The following is a 17,820-nucleotide window of genomic DNA, read 5'->3' as shown; positions in this document are numbered from 1 at the left end:
CAGGCCCATGGAGTAGCATGGCCGCATCCCCCATTCGGAGTGCGCCATGTCTCTTGCGGTGATTCAAATGGTCAGCCAGAGCGATGTGCTGGCCAATCTGCAGGCGGCTCGCCGCCTGCTCGAACAAGCCGCCGCCGGTGGCGCAAAGCTGGCGGTGCTGCCGGAAAACTTCGCCGCCATGGGCCGCCGCGACGCCGCAGCCATTGGGCGCGCCGAAGCCTTGGGCGAAGGCCCGATCCTGCCCTGGTTGAAACAGACCGCTTGCGACCTCAAGTTATGGATAGTCGCTGGCACCTTGCCCCTGCCGCCGGTGGATCAGCCGCAGGGCAAGGCCAATGCCTGCTCGCTGCTGGTGAATGAGCACGGTGAGACGGTGGCGCGCTACGACAAGCTGCACTTGTTTGATGTCGACGTGGCCGACAATCGTGGGCGTTACCGCGAATCGGATGACTATGCTCATGGAGAGCGAGTGGTGGTGGCCGATACCCCGGTCGGTCGTGTAGGCCTGTCGGTGTGTTACGACCTGCGTTTCCCCGAGCTGTACAGCGAACTGCGCGCGGCCGGGGCCGAGCTGATCACCGCGCCGTCGGCCTTTACCGCAGTCACCGGGGCCGCGCATTGGGAGGTGCTGATACGGGCCCGGGCCATCGAAACTCAGTGCTACCTGCTGGCGGCCGCCCAGGGTGGTACTCATCCGGGGCCTCGGGAGACCCATGGCCATGCCGCCATCGTCGACCCTTGGGGGCGGGTGCTGGCACAGCAGGATCAAGGCGAGGCCGTGCTGCTGGCCGAACGCGATAGCAGCGAACAGGCGTCCATACGGGCGCGGATGCCGGTGGCCAGTCACCGGCGCTTTTTCTCGCAAGGCGCGCAGCGACTTGCATAAGAACGACGAATTTAAGGCCAAAGCATATGAGCGGGTTGTTGTCCTCAGTCAGTGAACACCTTTTAGCCCCCGGCGGCGTGACCATCGAAAGCCTGCAAGGCGTGCTTGGCGATCTGGCCGGCCCGGGCATCGATGCGGCAGACCTGTATTTCCAGGGTCAGATCTCCGAGTCCTGGTCCCTGGAAGACGGCATCGTCAAGGAAGGCAGCTTCAATCTCGACCAGGGCGTTGGCGTGCGGGCGCAGTCCGGTGAAAAAACCGGCTTTGCCTACAGCAATGCCATCACCCTGGAAGCCCTGGGCCTGGCCGCCCGCGCCGCGCGTTCGATTTCCCGGGCCGGACAAAACGGCAGCGTGCAGGCGTTCAGCACCCAGGACGTGGCCCAGTTGTACGCGCCGGACAACCCCCTGGAAGTCATCAGCCGCGCCGAAAAGGTCGAGCTGCTCAAGCGCATCGATGTGGCGACCCGGGCCCTGGACCCACGGATCCAACAGGTCAGCGTGAGCATGGCCGGGGTCTGGGAACGCATTCTCGTTGCGTCCACCGATGGCAGCCTGGCGGCGGATGTGCGCCCGCTGGTGCGCTTCAATGTCAGCGTGATCGTCGAGCAGAACGGCCGTCGCGAGCGCGGCGGCCACGGCGGTGGTGGGCGTACCGATTACCGTTACTTCCTCGCCGAAGACCGTGCCATGGGCTACGCCCGTGAAGCACTGCGTCAGGCCCTGGTCAACCTGGAAGCCATCCCGGCTCCGGCCGGCACCTTGCCGGTGGTTCTGGGTTCAGGCTGGTCGGGGGTGCTGCTGCACGAAGCGGTCGGCCACGGCCTGGAAGGCGACTTCAACCGCAAGGGCAGTTCGGCCTACAGCGGGCGCATGGGTGAAATGGTTGCCTCCAAGCTTTGCACCATCGTCGACGACGGCACCCTGGCTGGGCGTCGCGGCTCGCTGACCGTGGATGACGAAGGCACGCCGACCGAGTGCACGACCCTGATCGAAAACGGCGTCCTCAAGGGCTACATGCAAGACAAACTCAATGCCCGGTTGATGGGCGTGGCCCGCACCGGCAACGGTCGCCGTGAGTCTTACGCGCACCTGCCGATGCCACGCATGACCAACACCTACATGCTGGCTGGCGAAAGCGACCCAGAAGAAATCATCGCCTCGGTCAAACGCGGCATCTACTGCGCCAATTTGGGGGGCGGCCAGGTGGATATCACCAGCGGCAAGTTTGTGTTCTCCACCAGCGAGGCGTACCTGATCGAAGACGGCAAGATCACCGCACCGGTCAAAGGCGCGACCCTGATCGGCAATGGCCCGGAAGCCATGAGCAAGGTGTCGATGGTCGGTAATGACCTGTCACTGGACAGCGGGGTAGGGACCTGTGGCAAGGATGGGCAGTCGGTACCGGTAGGTGTCGGTCAGCCAACCTTGAAAATCGACGCGATCACCGTGGGTGGCACGGGGTCCTGATAGCGCCGCTTGAAAACCTGCGAGCTGCGGGTGGGCTGCAAGGCAACCCACCTGGTCAAGGCTTCAGCGCAGACCGCGTTGAGTCTCGTCCAGCTCGCGGATGTACTTGAAGATTTTACGGCTCGACGCCGGTGGCTTGTTATGCGCCAGTTCGTGCTGGGCCTGACGGATCAGGGAGCGCAATTGCTGGCGATCAGCCTCGGGGTAGTCGATGACAAACTTCTCCAGCACGCCGTCATCGCCTGCGATCAAGCGATCGCGCCAGCGTTCCAGGCCGTGGAAGCGTTCGTTGTACTGCCGGGTGGAGGCATCGAGTTGATCGAGCAAGACCAGAATGGCGGCAGTGTCCTGATCGCGCATCAGCTTGCCGATGAACATGAGGTGCCGTTTACGCGCGATATTCGCGGTGTGCTTGGGCGCATCGGCCAGGGCCCGGCGCATGGCGTCGGTCAAAGGCAGTTTTGCCAGCAAGTCAGGCTTGAGTGTTGTAAGGCGCTCGCCGAGGTCAACCAGAGCATGCAGCTCGCGTTTGACCTGGGATTTGCTTTTCTCCCCATCGAGGGAGTCGTCGTAAGAATCAACCATGGTGGCAGTCCGCAAAGAAACGCCGCCATGATAACCAGTCGGGGGCCGCTTGTCCGGCCCGGTCGCTCGAAGGCCTTAACCGAAAGCAGAATTTGAGTGGAGAACACCATGAGTGCAGCAGAAAGCGTCGGCCCACAAGCTTTGCCGGCACTGCAGGAACAAGTCGAGCAGATCATTGCCGAAGCCAAACGCCAGGGCGCCAGTGCCTGTGAAGTGGCGGTGTCCCTGGAGCAGGGCCTGTCGACCTCGGTGCGCCAGCGCGAAGTCGAGACCGTGGAGTTCAACCGCGACCAGGGCTTTGGCATCACCCTCTATGTGGGGCAGCGCAAAGGCTCGGCCAGCACCTCGGCCAGTGGCCCGGATGCGATCCGCGAAACCGTGGCCGCCGCGTTGGCCATCGCCAAGCACACCTCGGAAGACGAGGCCTCGGGCCTGGCCGATGCGTCCTTGATGGCCACCAACCTGCAGGATTTTGACCTGTTTCACGCCTGGGACATCACTCCCGAACAAGCCATTGAACAGGCCCTGACCTGCGAAGCGGCGGCCTTTGCTGCCGATAGCCGGATCAAGAATGCCGATGGCACCACCTTGAGCACCCATCAAGGCTGCCGCGTGTATGGCAACAGCCATGGGTTTGTCGGCGGTTACGCCTCGACTCGTCATAGCCTGAGCTGCGTGATGATCGCTGAAGCCGATGGCCAGATGCAGCGCGACTATTGGTACGACGTGAGCCGCCAGGGCGAATTGCTGGCTGACCCGGTCAGCATCGGTCAGCGCGCTGCACAACGGGCCGCGAGCCGCCTGGGCGCGCGCCCGGTCCCGACCTGTGAAGTGCCGGTGCTGTTCTCCGCGGAGCTGGCCGGCGGCCTGTTCGGCAGTTTCCTGGGGGCGATTTCAGGGGGCAATCTGTACCGCAAATCGTCGTTCCTCGAAGGCGCCCTGGGCCAGCAGTTGTTCCCGCAGTGGCTGACCATCGATGAGCGGCCGCACCTGATGCGCGCCATGGGCAGCTCGGCGTTCGACGGCGACGGCCTGGCCACCTATGCCAAGCCGTTCGTTCAGGACGGCGAGCTGGTGTCCTACATCCTCGGCACCTATTCCGGTCGCAAACTCGGCCTGCCCAGCACCGCCAACGCCGGCGGCGTGCACAACCTGTTCATCACCCATGGCGATGAAGACCAGGCGGCACTGCTGCGGCGCATGGGGCGCGGACTGTTGGTGACCGAGCTGATGGGACACGGCCTGAATATGGTCACTGGCGATTACTCCCGTGGCGCGGCCGGGTTCTGGATCGAGAACGGCGAGATCCAGTTCGCAGTCCAGGAAGTGACCATTGCCGGCAATATGCGTGACATGTTCAAGCAGATCGTCGCCGTAGGTAACGATCTGGAGCTGCGTAGCAACATCCGCACCGGCTCGGTACTGATCGAACGCATGACCGTCGCCGGCAGCTAAACGCTCCTGCTGTCACCTAAACGCGCCTTCCTTTGCGGGATGGCGCGTTTTTTTTGCTCGGGATTTACCGGTGATCTGCGCTGTGAATTCCGGCATGTGGCTGCAACCCGTCGCGGCGGATTCTGCAATGGCCGAGACGGTCGCGCTTGTTTTGATTCTCAATATCATTTAATAATAAATCTCATTATTGAATGAGCCCAGGTCATGAGTTCTGCCTTGCACGAGCAGCCTTACCTCGAAAGCTGGCGCTGGATGAGTCGCCAGATCCGTTGCGCCCTCGATCCGGACGAGCCGCGTCTGATCGAGCATTACCTGGCCGAAGGGCGCTATCTGGCCTGTTGCACGGCCACCTCGCCCTGGACTGTGGCCGAAACTTCTTTGCGGCTCCTGCTCGACACCGCCGCCGATACGGCCCTGCCCTGGCATTGGCGCAGCCAGTGCATGGACCAGGCCTGGCGGCCGTTGCGCGACCTGGAGCGCCTGTCCCTGTGCAAATGCCGGCTCAAACGCTGGCAAAGCTATGCCTGGCAGTTGGCGACCTGCTCGCTGCAGCCTTCCATCCCTCTGAATGAACTGGTGCAAGGATTTCCCGATGAGTAATACCCGTATCGAACGCGACAGCATGGGCGAGTTGCAGGTCCCGGAGCAGGCGCTGTATGGCGCCCAGACCCAGCGCGCGGTGGATAACTTTCCGATCAGCCACCAACGCATGCCGGCGCAGTTCATTCGCGCCTTGATCCTGGCCAAGGCCGCAGCGGCCCGGGCCAACGTCGAGCTCGAGCAAATCAGCCCAGCCCAGGGCAAGGCTATCGTCGACGCCGCCCAGGGCTTGCTGGAAGGCGACTACATGCAGCATTTCCCGGTGGATATCTTCCAGACCGGCTCCGGCACCAGCTCCAACATGAACGCCAACGAAGTGATCGCGACGCTGGCCAGCCGCCTGCTGGGTAAGCCGGTCAACCCCAATGACCACGTGAACTGCGGGCAGAGCAGCAACGACATCATCCCCACCACCATCCATGTCAGCGCGGCACTGACCCTGCATGAGCAGTTGCTGCCGGCGCTGCTGCACCTGGTGCAGGTCATCGAACGCAAGGCCGTGGAGGTGCACCCGTTCATCAAGACTGGTCGCACCCACCTGATGGACGCCATGCCGGTGCGCATGAGCCAGGTCCTGGAAGGTTGGGCGCAGCAACTCAAGGCCAATATCGGCCACCTGCAGGACTTGCTGCCAAGCCTGCAAGCCCTGGCCCAGGGCGGCACTGCGGTGGGCACCGGGATCAACGCTCACCCGCAATTTGCCGCGCGCTTCAGCCAGCAACTGAGCAAGCTGACCCAGGTGCAATTCACTCCGGGTAAAAACCTGTTCGCCCTGATCGGCTCCCAGGACACCGCCGTTGCGGTTTCCGGTCAGCTCAAGGCGGTTGCCGTGTCCCTGATGAAAATTGCCAACGACCTGCGCTGGATGAACTCGGGGCCCCTGGCCGGCCTCGGTGAAATCGAGCTGGAAGCCTTGCAGCCGGGCAGTTCGATCATGCCGGGCAAGGTCAATCCGGTGATTCCTGAAGCCACGGCCATGGTTGCGGCGCAGGTGATCGGCAACGATTCGGTGATTACCGTCGCCGGCCAGTCGGGCAACTTCGAATTGAACGTGATGCTGCCGATCATTGCGCAAAACCTGCTGAGCAGCATCGAGTTGATGGCCAATGCCAGCCGCCTGCTGGCGGACAAGGCCATCGCCAGCTTCAAGGTCAACGAGGCCAAAATCAAAGAAGCGTTGGCGCGCAACCCGATCCTGGTCACCGCGCTGAACCCGATCATCGGTTACCAGAAGGCCGCCGAGATCGCCAAGACCGCTTACAAGCAAGGGCGCCCGGTCATCGACGTGGCGCTTGAATACACCGACCTGTCGCGCAGCCAACTGGAAGTTCTGCTGGATCCGGAAAAGCTCACCGCGGGCGGCGTTTAACCCCCCCCGTCACTGCTTTGGAGGCTCACCATGGAGCACTGGAAACGCACGATCGAAAGGGCCAATCGCTTCTTCACCCAAGGCGATCTGGTGGACGCTCGCGAGTATTACCTGCAGGCGCTGGCCCTGGCCCAGGTGTTGTTCGAGCGTTGGTCGAATGCCGACGAAGCGGTGGCGGCCTGCGTCATTTCCCATCACAACCTGGCGGATCTGCATCTGCGCCTGAACCAGCCGGAGGAGAGCGCGGAGTACCTGTGCGCCATCCATCAGCGGCTGTTGCAGACCATGCAGGATGCGCGCCTGGCCCCGGCCTTGCGCGAGGCGGCATTGCGCCAGAGCAGCAAGACCTATGTCGAGCTGCTCAATTTCATCAGCGAGCACGGCGAATACCCGCGTACCCACCGCTTGCTGGAGAGCAATGTCGCGCAACTGGCCTCCGGCCCCGCGACCTCGAACGGCCCTTATTACGGAGTACATTGATATGTCTTTTACCTTGCCTGCCTTGCCCTACGCCTATGACGCCCTGGAACCGCATATCGATGCGCAGACCATGGAAATCCACTACACCAAGCACCACCAGACCTACATCAACAACCTCAACGCGGCTGTCGAAGGCACCGAGTGGGCCGACTGGTCGGTAGAAAAGCTGGTGGCCAGCGTTCAGCAGTTGCCGGAAAAACTGCGTGCCGCGGTGATCAACCAGGGCGGCGGACATGCCAACCACTCGTTGTTCTGGGCAGTCATGGCGCCCAATGGCGGTGGCAAGCCGGAGGGCGACCTGGGGCGTGCAATCGACGAGCAGTTGGGGGGCTTCGAGAGTTTCAAGGAAGCCTTCACCAAAGCCGCACTGACCCGCTTTGGCAGCGGCTGGGCCTGGCTCAGCGTGACGCCGCAAAAGACCCTGGTGGTGGAAAGCAGCGGTAACCAGGACAGCCCGCTGATGAACGGCAATACGCCGATCCTCGGCCTGGACGTGTGGGAGCACGCCTACTACCTGCGCTACCAGAACCGTCGCCCGGAATACATCAACGCGTTCTACAACGTCGTCCATTGGCCGGAAGTCGCTCAGCGCTACCAGGCCGCGCTGGTTTGAACCCTCACCATAAAAAGATCTAAGGCCGACTATGGGCACTGAAACACTGGCGATCAGCAGCGTACGAATGTTTCGTTATGCGTTTGGTTCGTTGTTGCTGTTGGCGGGTACCGCATTGCTGGTGGCCAAGGGCCTGAGCTGGCTGGATCTGGAGCCGAAACTGTTGCGGGCCCTGGAAGGTGGGGCGCTCTGTGCTCTGGGCACGGCATTGGGGGCGGTCCCGGTTCTGGTCATTCGCAAGATGCCCCAGGCGCTCAACGACACGCTGCTGGGTTTCGGTGCCGGGGTGATGCTTGCGGCGACGGCGTTTTCCCTGATTGTGCCGGGAATTGCCGCCGCCACGAGCCTTGGCCTGTCGCCCTGGGGCTCCAGCGGACTGATCAGCCTGGGCATCATGCTCGGTGCCTTCGGCCTGTTTCTGGTGGACCGCAAGGTCTCGGGGGCCAGCCCGGAAATGCTGGTTGGCACACCGGGGCATCCGGTGATTCCTCCGCGTATCTGGCTGTTTGTGTTCGCGATCATCGCCCACAACATCCCGGAAGGCATGGCGGTGGGGGTGTCTGCCGGTGGCGGCATGCCCGACGCCGACAGCCTGGCCATGGGCATCGCATTGCAGGATGTGCCGGAAGGTCTGGTCATCGCGCTGGTGTTGGCGGGGGCCGGGATGTCGCGGGTCAAGGCATTCCTGATTGGCGCGGCCTCAGGCCTGGTCGAACCGGTGTTTGCCTTGCTCTGCGCCTGGCTGGTGAGCCTGGCCGAGATCCTGTTGCCCCTGGGCCTGGCGCTGGCCGCAGGCGCCATGTTGCTGGTGGTGACCCACGAAGTGATTCCCGAGTCGCGGCGCAACGGTCACGAGAAGCTTGCGAGCCTGGGGCTGTGCATCGGTTTCTGTCTGATGATGGTGATGGATACGGCGCTGGCCTGACGAGCTAAATAGAGGCCTGGCCTGGTGCGCGTCGGCTGGACAGTCGACGCGCCGAGGGCGTTGCTTACTCGCCTTCGTCGAAATAATTGTTGATCAATGCCACCAGCGCATCCAGCGCTTCCTGCTCTTGCTCGCCTTCGGTTTTCAGATGAATGCGGGTGCCTTTGCCTGCCGCCAACATCATCATTGCCATGATGCTTTTACCGTCGACCATGGACTCGGGAGTCCTGCCCGCCCTGATCTGGCACGGAAACTGGCCGGCCACACCGACAAATTTTGCAGAGGCCCGGGCATGCAAGCCCAGTTTGTTGATGATTTCAATTTCCAGAGCAGGCATCGCGGTGGTGGTCCTTTCAGCTAAGGTCGCGGTGGCGAACCTGGACGTTCTTCAGGGATTGTTGCAGGACCTGGCCCAGGCGTTCGGTCAGGTAGACCGAGCGGTGATGCCCGCCCGTGCAGCCAATGGCAATAGTGACGTAAGCGCGGTTGCTGGCGGCAAAGCGTGGCAACCATTTGAGCAGGTAGCTGGAGATATCCTGGAACATGTCTTCGACATCGGGCTGTGCGGCCAGATAATCGGCTACAGGCTGGTCCAGTCCTGACTGGTCGCGCAATTCGGGCTTCCAGTAGGGGTTGGGCAGGCAGCGCACGTCGAACACCAGGTCGGCATCCACCGGCATGCCCCGCTTGAAGCCAAAGGACTCCACCAGAAACGCGGTGCCCGGCTCCGGCTGGTTCAGCAGGCGCAACTTGATGGTGTCGCGCAGCTGATACAGGTTCAGATTAGTGGTGTTGATGGTCAGGTCGGCCAGGTCGACGATCGGGCCCAGGAGTTGGGTTTCGTCCTGAATCGCCTCGGCCAGGGAGCGATTGGCGCTGCTCAGCGGGTGGCGGCGGCGGGTTTCCGAGAACCGCTTGAGCAGGGTCTCCTCGTCGGCGTCCAGGTACAGCACATCGCACTGGATGTGCCGGCTGCGCACTTCTTCCAGCAGCTCGGGGAAGCGTGACAGGTGGCTTGGCAGGTTGCGCGCATCGATCGATACCGCCACCAGCGGTTGCGCCAGCTCGGTGTGGATCAACGCACGCTCGGCCAACTCCGGCAGCAGGCCTGCCGGCAAGTTGTCGATGCAGTAGTAGCCGTTATCCTCCAGGACAGCGAGGGCGGTACTTTTACCGGAGCCGGAGCGGCCGCTGACAATGATCAAGCGCATGGTTACTGACCGTTCTGCTCGTCCAGGACTACCTGATACAGGGCTTGGTTGCTGTCGGCGCTGCGCAGCCTGTCACGCACTTCCTTGCGATCAAGCATGCTGGCGATCTGCCGCAGCAGTTCCAGGTGCGCATCGGTGGCAGCTTCGGGGACCAGCAGTACGAATAGCAGGTCGACCGGAGCGCCGTCGATGGCGTCGAAATCGATGGGAGCGTCCAGGTGCATCAACGCACTGATGGGCGACTCGCAGCCTTTGAGGCGACAATGTGGAATGGCGATGCCGTTGCCAAAACCGGTGGAACCGAGTTTTTCACGGGCAATCAGGCTCTCGAAGACATCCTGCATCTCCAGATCCGGCACTTCACGGCTGATCAGGTTGGCAATTTGTTCGAGGGCGCGTTTTTTACTGCCGCCCGGCACGTTCACGAGGGAACGGCCGGGGGTCAGGATACTTTCAAGTCGGATCATGGGAGGGGAGTGTTAGCGACCCGTGCCTTGGAGAAGGTGGAGTTGCTTTTCCTTATGCTTTTTCAGTTGGCGGTCCAGCTTATCCGTGAGCAGGTCGATCGCGGCATACATATCGTCATGTTCTGCATTGGCGACAACCTCCCCACCGTGGATGTGCAGGGTGGCTTCGATTTTCTGCTTCAGTTTCTCGACAGCCATCGTTACCTGCACATTGGTAATCTTGTCAAAGTGCCGCTCCAGTCGGTCGAGTTTTTCGCCGATGTAAGCGCGCAGGGGCTCGGTCACTTCCAGTTGGTGTCCACTGATGTTGACTTGCATACAGCTTCTCCTTCGTTGCCAGTGCATAAAGCGGCAGGCTGGGTTGCCTGCCACTGGAACGCTGTGGCGAGCCCGGCGGTTACATCAACCGCTTCCGTTCGCTGGAAGGCGCGATCCCAAGGGATTCGCGGTACTTGGCGACGGTACGACGGGCTACCTGAATGCCTTGTGCCTCCAGTAAACCAGCGATCTTGCTGTCACTCAACGGCTTTTTCTGATTTTCCGCGGCCACCAGTTTTTTGATGATCGCGCGAATCGCCGTGGACGAGCATTCACCGCCTTCGGAGGTACTTACGTGGCTGGAGAAAAAGTATTTCAGTTCATAAATACCCCGTGGGGTATGCATGAATTTTTGCGTGGTCACCCGGGAAATCGTCGATTCGTGCATGCCCACCGCTTCGGCGATGTCGTGCAGGACCAAAGGCTTCATCGCTTCGTCGCCGTACTCGAGGAAGCCGCGCTGATGCTCGACGATCTGGGTCGCGACTTTCATCAGGGTTTCGTTGCGGCTTTGCAGGCTCTTGATGAACCAGCGGGCCTCTTGCAGCTGATTGCGCATGAAAATGTTGTCGGCGCTGCTGTCGGCACGGCGCACGAAGCCTGCGTACTGCGGGTTGACCCGCAGGCGCGGTACTGATTCCTGGTTCAGCTCGACCAGCCAGCGCTCGTTGTCCTTGCGTACGATCACGTCAGGGACCACGTACTCGGCCTCGGCAGACTCGATCTGCGAGCCGGGACGCGGGTTCAGACTCTGTACCAGTTCGATGACCTGGCGCAGCTCGTCTTCCTTGAGCTTCATGCGGCGCATCAGTTGGCTGTAGTCGCGGCTGCCCAGCAGGTCAATGTAGTCGCTGACCAGGCGTTGTGCCTCGCTCAGCCAAGGCGTCTTGGCTGGCAGCTGGCGCAGTTGCAGCAACAGGCACTCACCCAGGGTGCGTGCGCCGATGCCGGCCGGCTCGAATTGCTGGATGCGGTGCAGGACGGCTTCGATCTCGTCCAGTTCGATGTCCAGCTCCGGATCGAAGGCTTCGAGGATTTCCTCGAGGGTTTCGTCCAGGTAGCCCTGGTTATTGATGCAGTCGATCAGGGTTACGGCAATCAGGCGGTCGGTGTCGGACATCGGCGCCAGGTTCAGTTGCCACAGCAGGTGGCTCTGCAGGCTTTCGCCGGCCGAGGTGCGGGTAGTGAAGTCCCACTCGTCGTCATCGTTGCTGGGCAGGCTGCTGGCGCTGGTCTGGTAAACGTCTTCCCAGGCGGTATCCACCGGCAATTCGTTGGGAATGCGCTCGTTCCACTCGCCGTCCTCGAGGTTGTCCACCGTGGGGGCGGTTTCCTGGTAGGAGGGTTCCTGGATGTCGGTGTTGGGTTTTTGCTCGGCGTTGTCGGCCAGAGGGTCGGTGTTGTCGAAGTCGTCGCCTTCTTCCTGGCGTTCGAGCATCGGATTGGACTCCAAGGCCTCCTGGATTTCCTGTTGCAGGTCCAGGGTCGACAATTGGAGCAGGCGGATGGCCTGTTGCAGCTGCGGTGTCATCGTCAGCTGCTGGCCCATTCTCAGGACTAGCGATGGTTTCATGGCAGGGGCTTAACACCTTATTCGCCGGCGCACATGCGCCATCCACTACAGGGCGCGTGAGCGCCAAACATAAGCAAATTATATGCCTGAAACTGAAGTGTTTGCCTAGAGCGCGGTAACAATAAAATTTGTAGGGATTTATTGAAGGTGGCGCTCTGGCGACTAGCCAAACACCTCAGTGCTTACAGGCGGAACTCATGGCCCAGATACACTTCCTTGACCAATTCGTTGGCCAGGATGGTTTCGGGCGTGCCCTCGGCGATCAGTTGACCGTCGCTGACGATGTAGGCGGTTTCGCAGATATCGAGGGTTTCCCGGACATTGTGGTCGGTGATCAGTACACCAATGCCCTTGGCCTTGAGGTGATGGATGATCTGCTTGATGTCGCCGACCGAGATCGGGTCCACGCCGGCGAAAGGTTCGTCGAGCAGGATGAATTTCGGCGATGTGGCCAGGGCGCGGGCGATTTCCACCCGGCGGCGTTCACCACCGGACAGGCTCATGCCGAGGTTGTCGCGAATGTGGTGGATGTGGAACTCCTGGAGCAGGCTTTCCAGTTCCTTGCGGCGGCCGGCCTTGTCGAGCTCCTTGCGGGTCTCGAGGATGGCCATGATGTTGTCGGCGACCGACAGCTTGCGAAAGATCGACGCTTCCTGGGGCAGGTAGCCGATGCCGGCACGGGCGCGGCCGTGCATGGGCTGGTGGCTGACGTCGAGGTCGTCGATCAGCACACGGCCCTGATCGGCCTGGACCAGGCCGACGATCATGTAGAAGCAGGTGGTCTTGCCGGCGCCGTTGGGGCCGAGCAGGCCGACGATCTGACCGCTGTCGATGGACAGGCTGACGTCACGCACGACCTGACGGCTCTTGTAGCTCTTGGCCAGATGCTGAGCTTTCAGAGTTGCCATTACTGGGCCTTTTGCTCGTCAGTTTTCTTTTTCGGCTGGATGACCATATCGATCCGCGGACGTGGCGCGGTGACCGAGCTGCCATTGGCGCGACCGGCGTTGGCGACCTGCTTGACGGTGTCGTAGACGATTTTCTCGCCTTCGGTGGTGTTGCCGTCGTTGATCACCTTGGCCTTGTCGATCAGTACGATGCGGTTTTGCGCAGCGTGGTACTGAATGGTCACGGCGTAGGCCTGTACCGGTTTGGGGTCGGTGGCTTTCTGCAATTGCTCGAAATACGCCAGGTTGCCCACCGAGGTCACCACGTCGATTTCACCGGACGCGGTGCGGGTGATGGTCACGGTATTGCCGGTGATCTTCATCGAGCCCTGGGTGATGATCACATCGCCCTTGTAGGTGGCGATGCCCTGGCGGTCATCGAGTTGCGCGTCATCGGCCTGAATACGGATAGGTTGTTGGCTATCGTTCGGCAGAGCCCAGGCGCTCACGCTTCCCAGTGCTGCGCCCAGACTGAGCAAAATAGGGAGGGTTTTAACGAGCCTCATACTGTCCTCTTACGTTCGATAGCAGGTTCATCCTGCCGTCTTTCAAATACGCTTTCATTCCCTTGGCCGTAGTCACGCCCCCGGCGCCGTCGATTCTAACGGCTTGCTCGGTCTGCGCATATTGCTTCTGCGGGAATACTGTCATGCGGGTAGTGGTAATCAGTACCGTGCGATTTTTCTCATCGGTGCGTGCGACCCGTACCGAATCGATCAGCTCGACTTCAGTGCCGTCCGGGTTGACCTCGCCGCGTTCGCTCTGGACATGCCAGGGAAAGGTGGTGCCGCGGTACATCTGCAGGTCCGGCTTGGTCAGCAGGGTGACTTCGGTGGCCTTCAGGTGCTCGACCTTGTCGGACGTCATCTCGTACTGCATTTTGCCGTCGGGCAGGTACTGCACGCTGCGGGCGTTGACCGCGTAATAGTCGATGGCGCTCTCGTCGACCTGTGCCACTGGCTTGTCGAGGAAGCGTTCCGGACTGATATTCCAGTAGCCGACTGCCGCGAACAACGCGGCAAGGACCCCGAACAGCAGAATGTTGCGAATCTTTTTGCTCAGCATAAAAGGCTCTATAAGTAGGCGGCGTTGGCCGCTTCAAGGCTGCCTTGGGCGCGCAGGATCAGCTCGCAGAATTCGCGCGCGGCACCTTCGCCGCCACGGGCCTGGGTGATGCCGTGGGCGTGTTCGCGGACGAAACTTGCAGCATTGGCCACGGCCATGCCCAGGCCGACGCGGCGGATTACCGGCAAGTCCGGCAGATCGTCACCGAGGTAGGCGACCTGGTCATAGCTTAGGCCGAGTTGGCCAAGTAGCTCGTCGAGTACCACCAGCTTATCTTCGCGGCCTTGGTACAGATGGGGAATTCCCAGGTTCTTGGCCCGGCGCTCGACCACCGGGGTCTTGCGTCCGCTGATGATTGCGGTCTGCACGCCAGCGGCCATCAGCATCTTGATGCCCTGGCCGTCGAGGGTGTTGAAGGTCTTGAACTCGCTGCCGTCTTCGAGGAAGTACAGGCGACCGTCGGTCAGTACGCCGTCGACGTCAAAAATCGCCAGCTTGATGTTTTTGCCACGTTGCAGCAGGTCGGCACTCATCACATTACTCCGGCACGCAGCAGGTCGGACAGGTTGAAGGCGCCGACAGGTCGGTCCTCCTTGTCCACCACTACCAGTGCGTTGACTCGATGGTCTTCCATGATTTTCAGCGCTTCGGCTGCCAGCATATCGGCACGAGCGGTCTTGCCATGAAGGGTCATGACTTCATCGATGGTCGCATGGTGGATATCAATGGTGCGATCCAGGGTGCGGCGCAGGTCACCGTCCGTGAAGATCCCGGCCAGGCGCCCATCGGTCTCGATGATCGCGGTCATGCCCAGGCCCTTGCGGGTCATTTCCATGAGCGCGTCCTTGAGCAGGGTGCCGCGTTGCACCAGGGGCAGTTCGCTGCCGGCGTGCATCACGTTCTCGACTTTCAGCAGCAGGCGACGACCCAGGGCACCGCCCGGATGGGAAAACGCGAAGTCTTCAGCGGTAAAGCCGCGGGCTTCCAGCAGTGCCACGGCCAGGGCGTCGCCCATGACCAGGGCGGCCGTGGTGGACGAGGTCGGCGCCAGGTTCAGCGGGCAGGCTTCGTGTTCGACGTGGACGTTGAGATTGACCTCGGCGGCCTTGGCCAGCGGTGAGTCCGGGTTGCCGGTGAGGCTGATGAGCTGGATGCCCAGGCGCTTGATCAGCGGCAACAGGGTCACGATTTCATTGGTCGAGCCCGAATTGGACAGGGCCAGGATCACGTCGTCCCGGGTAATCATGCCCATGTCGCCGTGGCTGGCTTCGGCCGGGTGGACAAAAAACGCCGTGGTGCCGGTGCTGGCCAGGGTCGCGGCAATCTTGTTGCCGATATGCCCGGATTTGCCCATGCCGACCACGACCACGCGGCCTTTGCTGGCCAGAATCATCTCGCAAGCGCGTACGAAATCAGCGTCGATAAGGGGCAGCAGGGCTTCTACTGCTTCAACTTCGAGGCGGATGGTGCGTTGTGCCGATTGAATCAGGTCGCTGGATTGGCTCATGTCAGAAATCGTATAGCCTGATGAAAAGGCGGCGATTATAGCGGTAATGATCAATTCCCTCACGCAAGTTCGTCAGCCTTTCTTGGGGGTAACTAAGGAAAGGCCTGGTTTTTTGCCTGTCGTGTGGCTGAATAGCCGAGGCTTCGGCCTTGGGGGCTCCGTATCAGCAATGATATAGTTCGCCGCCAGTTCGGCCTGCCCCGGGTGAATCAACTCCCGGCAGGGAGCCTAGCGCCCGAGTGATAGGCTGCATCGCAAGGAGTTTAGATGAGTGCCGATAACGCCTACGCGGTCGAGCTGAAGGGGCTGTCCTTCAAGCGCGGTACGCGCAGCATCTTCAATAACGTGGATATTCGTATTCCGCGGGGCAAGGTCACCGGGATCATGGGGCCTTCCGGTTGCGGAAAGACCACCCTGCTGCGCCTGATGGGCGCGCAATTACGCCCCAGCGCCGGTGAAGTGTGGGTCAACGGCCAGAATCTGCCGGAGCTCTCACGCAGCGACCTGTTCGACGCACGCAAGCAAATGGGCGTGCTGTTCCAGAGTGGCGCGCTTTTTACCGATCTGGACGTGTTCGAGAACGTTGCCTTCCCGCTGCGGGTCCATACCCAGCTGCCGGATGAAATGATCCGCGACATCGTCCTGCTCAAGCTGCAGGCGGTCGGGCTGCGTGGCGCCATCGAATTGATGCCCGATGAGCTGTCCGGCGGCATGAAGCGTCGCGTGGCATTGGCCCGGGCGATCGCCCTGGACCCGCAGATCCTCATGTATGACGAGCCGTTCGTGGGCCAGGACCCGATCGCCATGGGGGTTCTGGTGCGCCTGATTCGCCTGCTCAACGACGCGCTGGGCATTACCAGCATCGTTGTGTCACACGATCTTGCAGAAACCGCGAGCATTGCCGATTACATCTACGTGGTCGGCGATGGCCAGGTATTGGGGCAGGGCACGCCCGATGAGCTGATGGGGTCCGATAATCCGCGCATCCGCCAGTTCATGAAAGGCGACCCCGACGGTCCGGTACCCTTTCACTTTCCAGCGCCGGACTACCGCGCAGATCTTCTGGGGAAGCGCTGATGCGCAAGATATCTTTAGTGGAGAGGGTTCGCCTCTTCGGTCGTTCGGGCATCGATGTGGTTTCGGTTCTAGGGCGTTCCACGCTGTTTCTGTTTCACGCCCTGCTGGGGCGCGGCGGCATCGGCGGCAGTTTTGGCCTGTTGATCAAGCAACTGCATGCCGTGGGCGTGATGTCGCTGGTGATCATTGTGGTCTCCGGGGTATTCATCGGCATGGTGTTGGCGCTGCAAGGCTTCAATATCCTGTCCAGCTACGGGTCGGAGCAGGCAGTAGGGCAGATGGTCGCCCTGACGCTGTTGCGCGAACTGGGGCCGGTGGTGACTGCGCTGCTGTTCGCCGGGCGTGCCGGATCGGCGCTGACGGCGGAAATCGGCAACATGAAATCCACCGAGCAGCTGTCCAGCCTGGAAATGATTGGCGTGGACCCGCTCAAATACATCGTCGCCCCGCGTTTGTGGGCCGGCTTCATTTCCCTGCCGTTGCTGGCGATCATTTTCAGCGTGGTCGGGATCTGGGGTGGTTCGTGGGTGGCCGTCGATTGGTTGGGAGTCTATGAGGGTTCCTACTGGTCGAACATGCAAAATAGCGTGACGTTCAGCGGTGACGTGCTCAATGGTGTTATTAAAAGCATTGTCTTTGCGTTCGTCGTGACATGGATCGCCGTATTCCAAGGTTATGACTGTGAGCCCACTTCAGAAGGGATCAGTCGTGCCACTACCAAGACCGTGGTGTATGCCTCATTGGCTGTACTCGGCCTGGACTTTATTCTGACCGCCTTGATGTTTGGAGATTTCTGATGCAAAACCGCACCCTGGAAATCGGTGTCGGCCTTTTCTTGCTGGCTGGCATCCTGGCTTTGCTGTTGCTGGCGCTGCGGGTCAGTGGCCTGTCCCCGAGCGCAGCCACCGATACTTATAAACTTTATGCCTATTTCGACAATATCGCCGGTTTGACTGTCAGAGCCAAAGTGACCATGGCCGGTGTGACCATCGGCAAGGTCACGGCTATCGATCTGGATCGCGACAGTTTCACCGGTCGTGTGACGCTGCAAGTGGAAAAGCGCGTAGATAACCTGCCGACTGACTCCACTGCATCTATTCTCACGGCTGGCCTGTTGGGTGAGAAATACATCGGTATCAGCGTCGGTGGGGAAGAAGCCTTGCTCAAGGATGGCGGGACCATCCATGACACCCAGTCGTCGCTGGTACTTGAGGACCTGATCGGTAAATTCCTGCTCAATACCGTTAGCAAAGACGCCAAATGAGGAGTTTTT

General features: G+C 61.1%; 22 protein-coding genes. 11 read left to right on the top strand and 11 right to left on the bottom strand.

Annotated elements, in window-relative coordinates; genetic code table 11:
• The first annotated feature begins 46 nt into the window (after positions 1-46).
• Both ACOZJV_RS16320 and tldD read left to right on the top strand, forming a co-directional pair.
• Positions 47-886, top strand: coding sequence for a carbon-nitrogen hydrolase family protein (locus tag ACOZJV_RS16320; protein WP_078469838.1), 840 nt, complete (start codon positions 47-49; stop codon positions 884-886).
• Between the two features lie 26 nt (positions 887-912).
• Positions 913-2,355 carry a metalloprotease TldD gene (tldD, locus tag ACOZJV_RS16315; protein ID WP_020297130.1) on the top strand — a complete coding sequence of 481 codons (1,443 nt, stop codon included), beginning with the start codon at positions 913-915 and terminating at the stop codon, positions 2,353-2,355.
• A gap of 63 nt (positions 2,356-2,418) precedes the next feature.
• Here tldD and yjgA read toward each other — a convergent pair whose 3' ends face one another.
• Positions 2,419-2,940: a ribosome biogenesis factor YjgA gene (yjgA, locus tag ACOZJV_RS16310; protein WP_020297131.1), complete on the bottom strand. Its 522-nt coding sequence runs from the start codon at positions 2,938-2,940 to the stop codon at positions 2,419-2,421.
• Positions 2,941-3,048: 108 nt separating this feature from the next.
• Between yjgA and pmbA the strand changes: the two genes are divergently transcribed.
• The 6 genes from pmbA to ACOZJV_RS16280 all read left to right on the top strand — a co-directional run bounded on the left by pmbA (position 3,049) and on the right by ACOZJV_RS16280 (position 8,382).
• Positions 3,049-4,395: a metalloprotease PmbA gene (gene pmbA / locus ACOZJV_RS16305; RefSeq protein WP_421548039.1), complete on the top strand. Its 1,347-nt coding sequence runs from the start codon at positions 3,049-3,051 to the stop codon at positions 4,393-4,395.
• 204 nt (positions 4,396-4,599) lie between these two features.
• Positions 4,600-4,995 (top strand): hypothetical protein, encoded by a 396-nt coding sequence (locus ACOZJV_RS16300; protein WP_020297133.1) that lies wholly within the window; start codon positions 4,600-4,602, stop codon positions 4,993-4,995.
• Complete coding sequence (locus ACOZJV_RS16295) at positions 4,988-6,364, top strand: class II fumarate hydratase (RefSeq protein WP_078469840.1); 1,377 nt, start codon at positions 4,988-4,990, stop codon at positions 6,362-6,364. Before ACOZJV_RS16300 ends, ACOZJV_RS16295 begins: the two co-directional genes overlap by 8 nt.
• Positions 6,365-6,394: 30 nt before the next feature.
• Positions 6,395-6,844 carry a hypothetical protein gene (locus ACOZJV_RS16290; RefSeq protein WP_020297135.1) on the top strand — a complete coding sequence of 150 codons (450 nt, stop codon included), beginning with the start codon at positions 6,395-6,397 and terminating at the stop codon, positions 6,842-6,844.
• 1 nt (position 6,845) lies between these two features.
• Positions 6,846-7,457, top strand: coding sequence for a superoxide dismutase (locus ACOZJV_RS16285; RefSeq protein ID WP_020297136.1), 612 nt, complete (start codon positions 6,846-6,848; stop codon positions 7,455-7,457).
• A gap of 31 nt (positions 7,458-7,488) precedes the next feature.
• Positions 7,489-8,382: a ZIP family metal transporter gene (locus tag ACOZJV_RS16280; protein ID WP_201129465.1), complete on the top strand. Its 894-nt coding sequence runs from the start codon at positions 7,489-7,491 to the stop codon at positions 8,380-8,382.
• A 64-nt stretch (positions 8,383-8,446) separates the two neighbouring features.
• On the opposite strand, the gene ACOZJV_RS16275 is transcribed toward ACOZJV_RS16280, so the two are convergent.
• The 10 genes from ACOZJV_RS16275 to ACOZJV_RS16230 form a co-directional block, all read right to left on the bottom strand.
• Positions 8,447-8,719, bottom strand: coding sequence for an HPr family phosphocarrier protein (locus ACOZJV_RS16275; protein WP_201129467.1), 273 nt, complete (start codon positions 8,717-8,719; stop codon positions 8,447-8,449).
• Positions 8,720-8,735: 16 nt separating this feature from the next.
• Complete coding sequence (gene rapZ, locus ACOZJV_RS16270; RefSeq protein WP_020297139.1) at positions 8,736-9,593, bottom strand: RNase adapter RapZ; 858 nt, start codon at positions 9,591-9,593, stop codon at positions 8,736-8,738.
• 2 nt (positions 9,594-9,595) lie between these two features.
• Complete coding sequence (ptsN, locus tag ACOZJV_RS16265; RefSeq protein ID WP_020297140.1) at positions 9,596-10,060, bottom strand: PTS IIA-like nitrogen regulatory protein PtsN; 465 nt, start codon at positions 10,058-10,060, stop codon at positions 9,596-9,598.
• A gap of 12 nt (positions 10,061-10,072) precedes the next feature.
• Positions 10,073-10,378, bottom strand: a complete 306-nt coding sequence (hpf, locus tag ACOZJV_RS16260; RefSeq protein WP_016966642.1) for a ribosome hibernation-promoting factor, HPF/YfiA family — start codon at positions 10,376-10,378, stop codon at positions 10,073-10,075.
• A gap of 79 nt (positions 10,379-10,457) precedes the next feature.
• Positions 10,458-11,951 (bottom strand): RNA polymerase factor sigma-54, encoded by a 1,494-nt coding sequence (locus ACOZJV_RS16255; protein ID WP_421548038.1) that lies wholly within the window; start codon positions 11,949-11,951, stop codon positions 10,458-10,460.
• Between the two features lie 182 nt (positions 11,952-12,133).
• The gene (lptB, locus tag ACOZJV_RS16250; RefSeq protein ID WP_078469843.1) at positions 12,134-12,859 is read right to left on the bottom strand and encodes an LPS export ABC transporter ATP-binding protein; all 726 of its coding nucleotides are present in this window, start codon (positions 12,857-12,859) and stop codon (positions 12,134-12,136) included.
• Positions 12,859-13,404: a lipopolysaccharide transport periplasmic protein LptA gene (lptA, locus tag ACOZJV_RS16245; RefSeq protein WP_043229373.1), complete on the bottom strand. Its 546-nt coding sequence runs from the start codon at positions 13,402-13,404 to the stop codon at positions 12,859-12,861. The genes lptB and lptA overlap by 1 nt, the downstream gene beginning before the upstream one ends.
• Complete coding sequence (lptC, locus tag ACOZJV_RS16240; protein WP_078469844.1) at positions 13,391-13,963, bottom strand: LPS export ABC transporter periplasmic protein LptC; 573 nt, start codon at positions 13,961-13,963, stop codon at positions 13,391-13,393. The genes lptA and lptC overlap by 14 nt, the downstream gene beginning before the upstream one ends.
• 8 nt (positions 13,964-13,971) lie before the next feature.
• The gene (locus ACOZJV_RS16235) at positions 13,972-14,496 is read right to left on the bottom strand and encodes a KdsC family phosphatase (RefSeq protein WP_020297145.1); all 525 of its coding nucleotides are present in this window, start codon (positions 14,494-14,496) and stop codon (positions 13,972-13,974) included.
• Positions 14,496-15,470 (bottom strand): KpsF/GutQ family sugar-phosphate isomerase, encoded by a 975-nt coding sequence (locus ACOZJV_RS16230; RefSeq protein WP_421548037.1) that lies wholly within the window; start codon positions 15,468-15,470, stop codon positions 14,496-14,498. Before ACOZJV_RS16230 ends, ACOZJV_RS16235 begins: the two co-directional genes overlap by 1 nt.
• 267 nt (positions 15,471-15,737) lie before the next feature.
• On the opposite strand from ACOZJV_RS16230, the gene ACOZJV_RS16225 reads away from it, so the two are divergent.
• From ACOZJV_RS16225 to mlaD, 3 genes are read left to right on the top strand one after another with little or no spacing between them, the layout of a single operon-like run.
• The gene (locus ACOZJV_RS16225) at positions 15,738-16,547 is read left to right on the top strand and encodes an ATP-binding cassette domain-containing protein (protein WP_020297147.1); all 810 of its coding nucleotides are present in this window, start codon (positions 15,738-15,740) and stop codon (positions 16,545-16,547) included.
• Entirely contained in the window at positions 16,547-17,344 is a 798-nt protein-coding gene (gene mlaE, locus ACOZJV_RS16220) for a lipid asymmetry maintenance ABC transporter permease subunit MlaE (RefSeq protein ID WP_020297148.1), read from the top strand. Before ACOZJV_RS16225 ends, mlaE begins: the two co-directional genes overlap by 1 nt.
• Entirely contained in the window at positions 17,344-17,811 is a 468-nt protein-coding gene (gene mlaD, locus ACOZJV_RS16215; protein ID WP_020297149.1) for an outer membrane lipid asymmetry maintenance protein MlaD, read from the top strand. The genes mlaE and mlaD overlap by 1 nt, the downstream gene beginning before the upstream one ends.
• Positions 17,812-17,820: the final 9 nt, after the last annotated feature.

The organism is Pseudomonas sp. QD4 (assembly GCF_049199125.1).
Taxonomy (GTDB): Bacteria; Pseudomonadota; Gammaproteobacteria; order Pseudomonadales; family Pseudomonadaceae; genus Aquipseudomonas.
Note: the sequence above shows the minus strand (reverse complement) of the source record. Positions and strands in the feature narration are given on the sequence as shown.

What these genes read in the sequence shown, in the direction of transcription:
- ACOZJV_RS16320 (WP_078469838.1), top strand. Translation starts at nt 47, where the DNA reads ATGTCTCTTGCGGTGATTCAAATGGTCAGCCAGAGCGATGTGCTGGCC.
- tldD (WP_020297130.1), top strand. Translation starts at nt 913, where the DNA reads ATGAGCGGGTTGTTGTCCTCAGTCAGTGAACACCTTTTAGCCCCCGGC.
- yjgA (WP_020297131.1), bottom strand. Translation starts at nt 2,940, where the DNA reads ATGGTTGATTCTTACGACGACTCCCTCGATGGGGAGAAAAGCAAATCC.
- pmbA (WP_421548039.1), top strand. Translation starts at nt 3,049, where the DNA reads ATGAGTGCAGCAGAAAGCGTCGGCCCACAAGCTTTGCCGGCACTGCAG.
- ACOZJV_RS16300 (WP_020297133.1), top strand. Translation starts at nt 4,600, where the DNA reads ATGAGTTCTGCCTTGCACGAGCAGCCTTACCTCGAAAGCTGGCGCTGG.
- ACOZJV_RS16295 (WP_078469840.1), top strand. Translation starts at nt 4,988, where the DNA reads ATGAGTAATACCCGTATCGAACGCGACAGCATGGGCGAGTTGCAGGTC.
- ACOZJV_RS16290 (WP_020297135.1), top strand. Translation starts at nt 6,395, where the DNA reads ATGGAGCACTGGAAACGCACGATCGAAAGGGCCAATCGCTTCTTCACC.
- ACOZJV_RS16285 (WP_020297136.1), top strand. Translation starts at nt 6,846, where the DNA reads ATGTCTTTTACCTTGCCTGCCTTGCCCTACGCCTATGACGCCCTGGAA.
- ACOZJV_RS16280 (WP_201129465.1), top strand. Translation starts at nt 7,489, where the DNA reads ATGGGCACTGAAACACTGGCGATCAGCAGCGTACGAATGTTTCGTTAT.
- ACOZJV_RS16275 (WP_201129467.1), bottom strand. Translation starts at nt 8,719, where the DNA reads ATGCCTGCTCTGGAAATTGAAATCATCAACAAACTGGGCTTGCATGCC.
- rapZ (WP_020297139.1), bottom strand. Translation starts at nt 9,593, where the DNA reads ATGCGCTTGATCATTGTCAGCGGCCGCTCCGGCTCCGGTAAAAGTACC.
- ptsN (WP_020297140.1), bottom strand. Translation starts at nt 10,060, where the DNA reads ATGATCCGACTTGAAAGTATCCTGACCCCCGGCCGTTCCCTCGTGAAC.
- hpf (WP_016966642.1), bottom strand. Translation starts at nt 10,378, where the DNA reads ATGCAAGTCAACATCAGTGGACACCAACTGGAAGTGACCGAGCCCCTG.
- ACOZJV_RS16255 (WP_421548038.1), bottom strand. Translation starts at nt 11,951, where the DNA reads ATGAAACCATCGCTAGTCCTGAGAATGGGCCAGCAGCTGACGATGACA.
- lptB (WP_078469843.1), bottom strand. Translation starts at nt 12,859, where the DNA reads ATGGCAACTCTGAAAGCTCAGCATCTGGCCAAGAGCTACAAGAGCCGT.
- lptA (WP_043229373.1), bottom strand. Translation starts at nt 13,404, where the DNA reads ATGAGGCTCGTTAAAACCCTCCCTATTTTGCTCAGTCTGGGCGCAGCA.
- lptC (WP_078469844.1), bottom strand. Translation starts at nt 13,963, where the DNA reads ATGCTGAGCAAAAAGATTCGCAACATTCTGCTGTTCGGGGTCCTTGCC.
- ACOZJV_RS16235 (WP_020297145.1), bottom strand. Translation starts at nt 14,496, where the DNA reads ATGAGTGCCGACCTGCTGCAACGTGGCAAAAACATCAAGCTGGCGATT.
- ACOZJV_RS16230 (WP_421548037.1), bottom strand. Translation starts at nt 15,470, where the DNA reads ATGAGCCAATCCAGCGACCTGATTCAATCGGCACAACGCACCATCCGC.
- ACOZJV_RS16225 (WP_020297147.1), top strand. Translation starts at nt 15,738, where the DNA reads ATGAGTGCCGATAACGCCTACGCGGTCGAGCTGAAGGGGCTGTCCTTC.
- mlaE (WP_020297148.1), top strand. Translation starts at nt 16,547, where the DNA reads ATGCGCAAGATATCTTTAGTGGAGAGGGTTCGCCTCTTCGGTCGTTCG.
- mlaD (WP_020297149.1), top strand. Translation starts at nt 17,344, where the DNA reads ATGCAAAACCGCACCCTGGAAATCGGTGTCGGCCTTTTCTTGCTGGCT.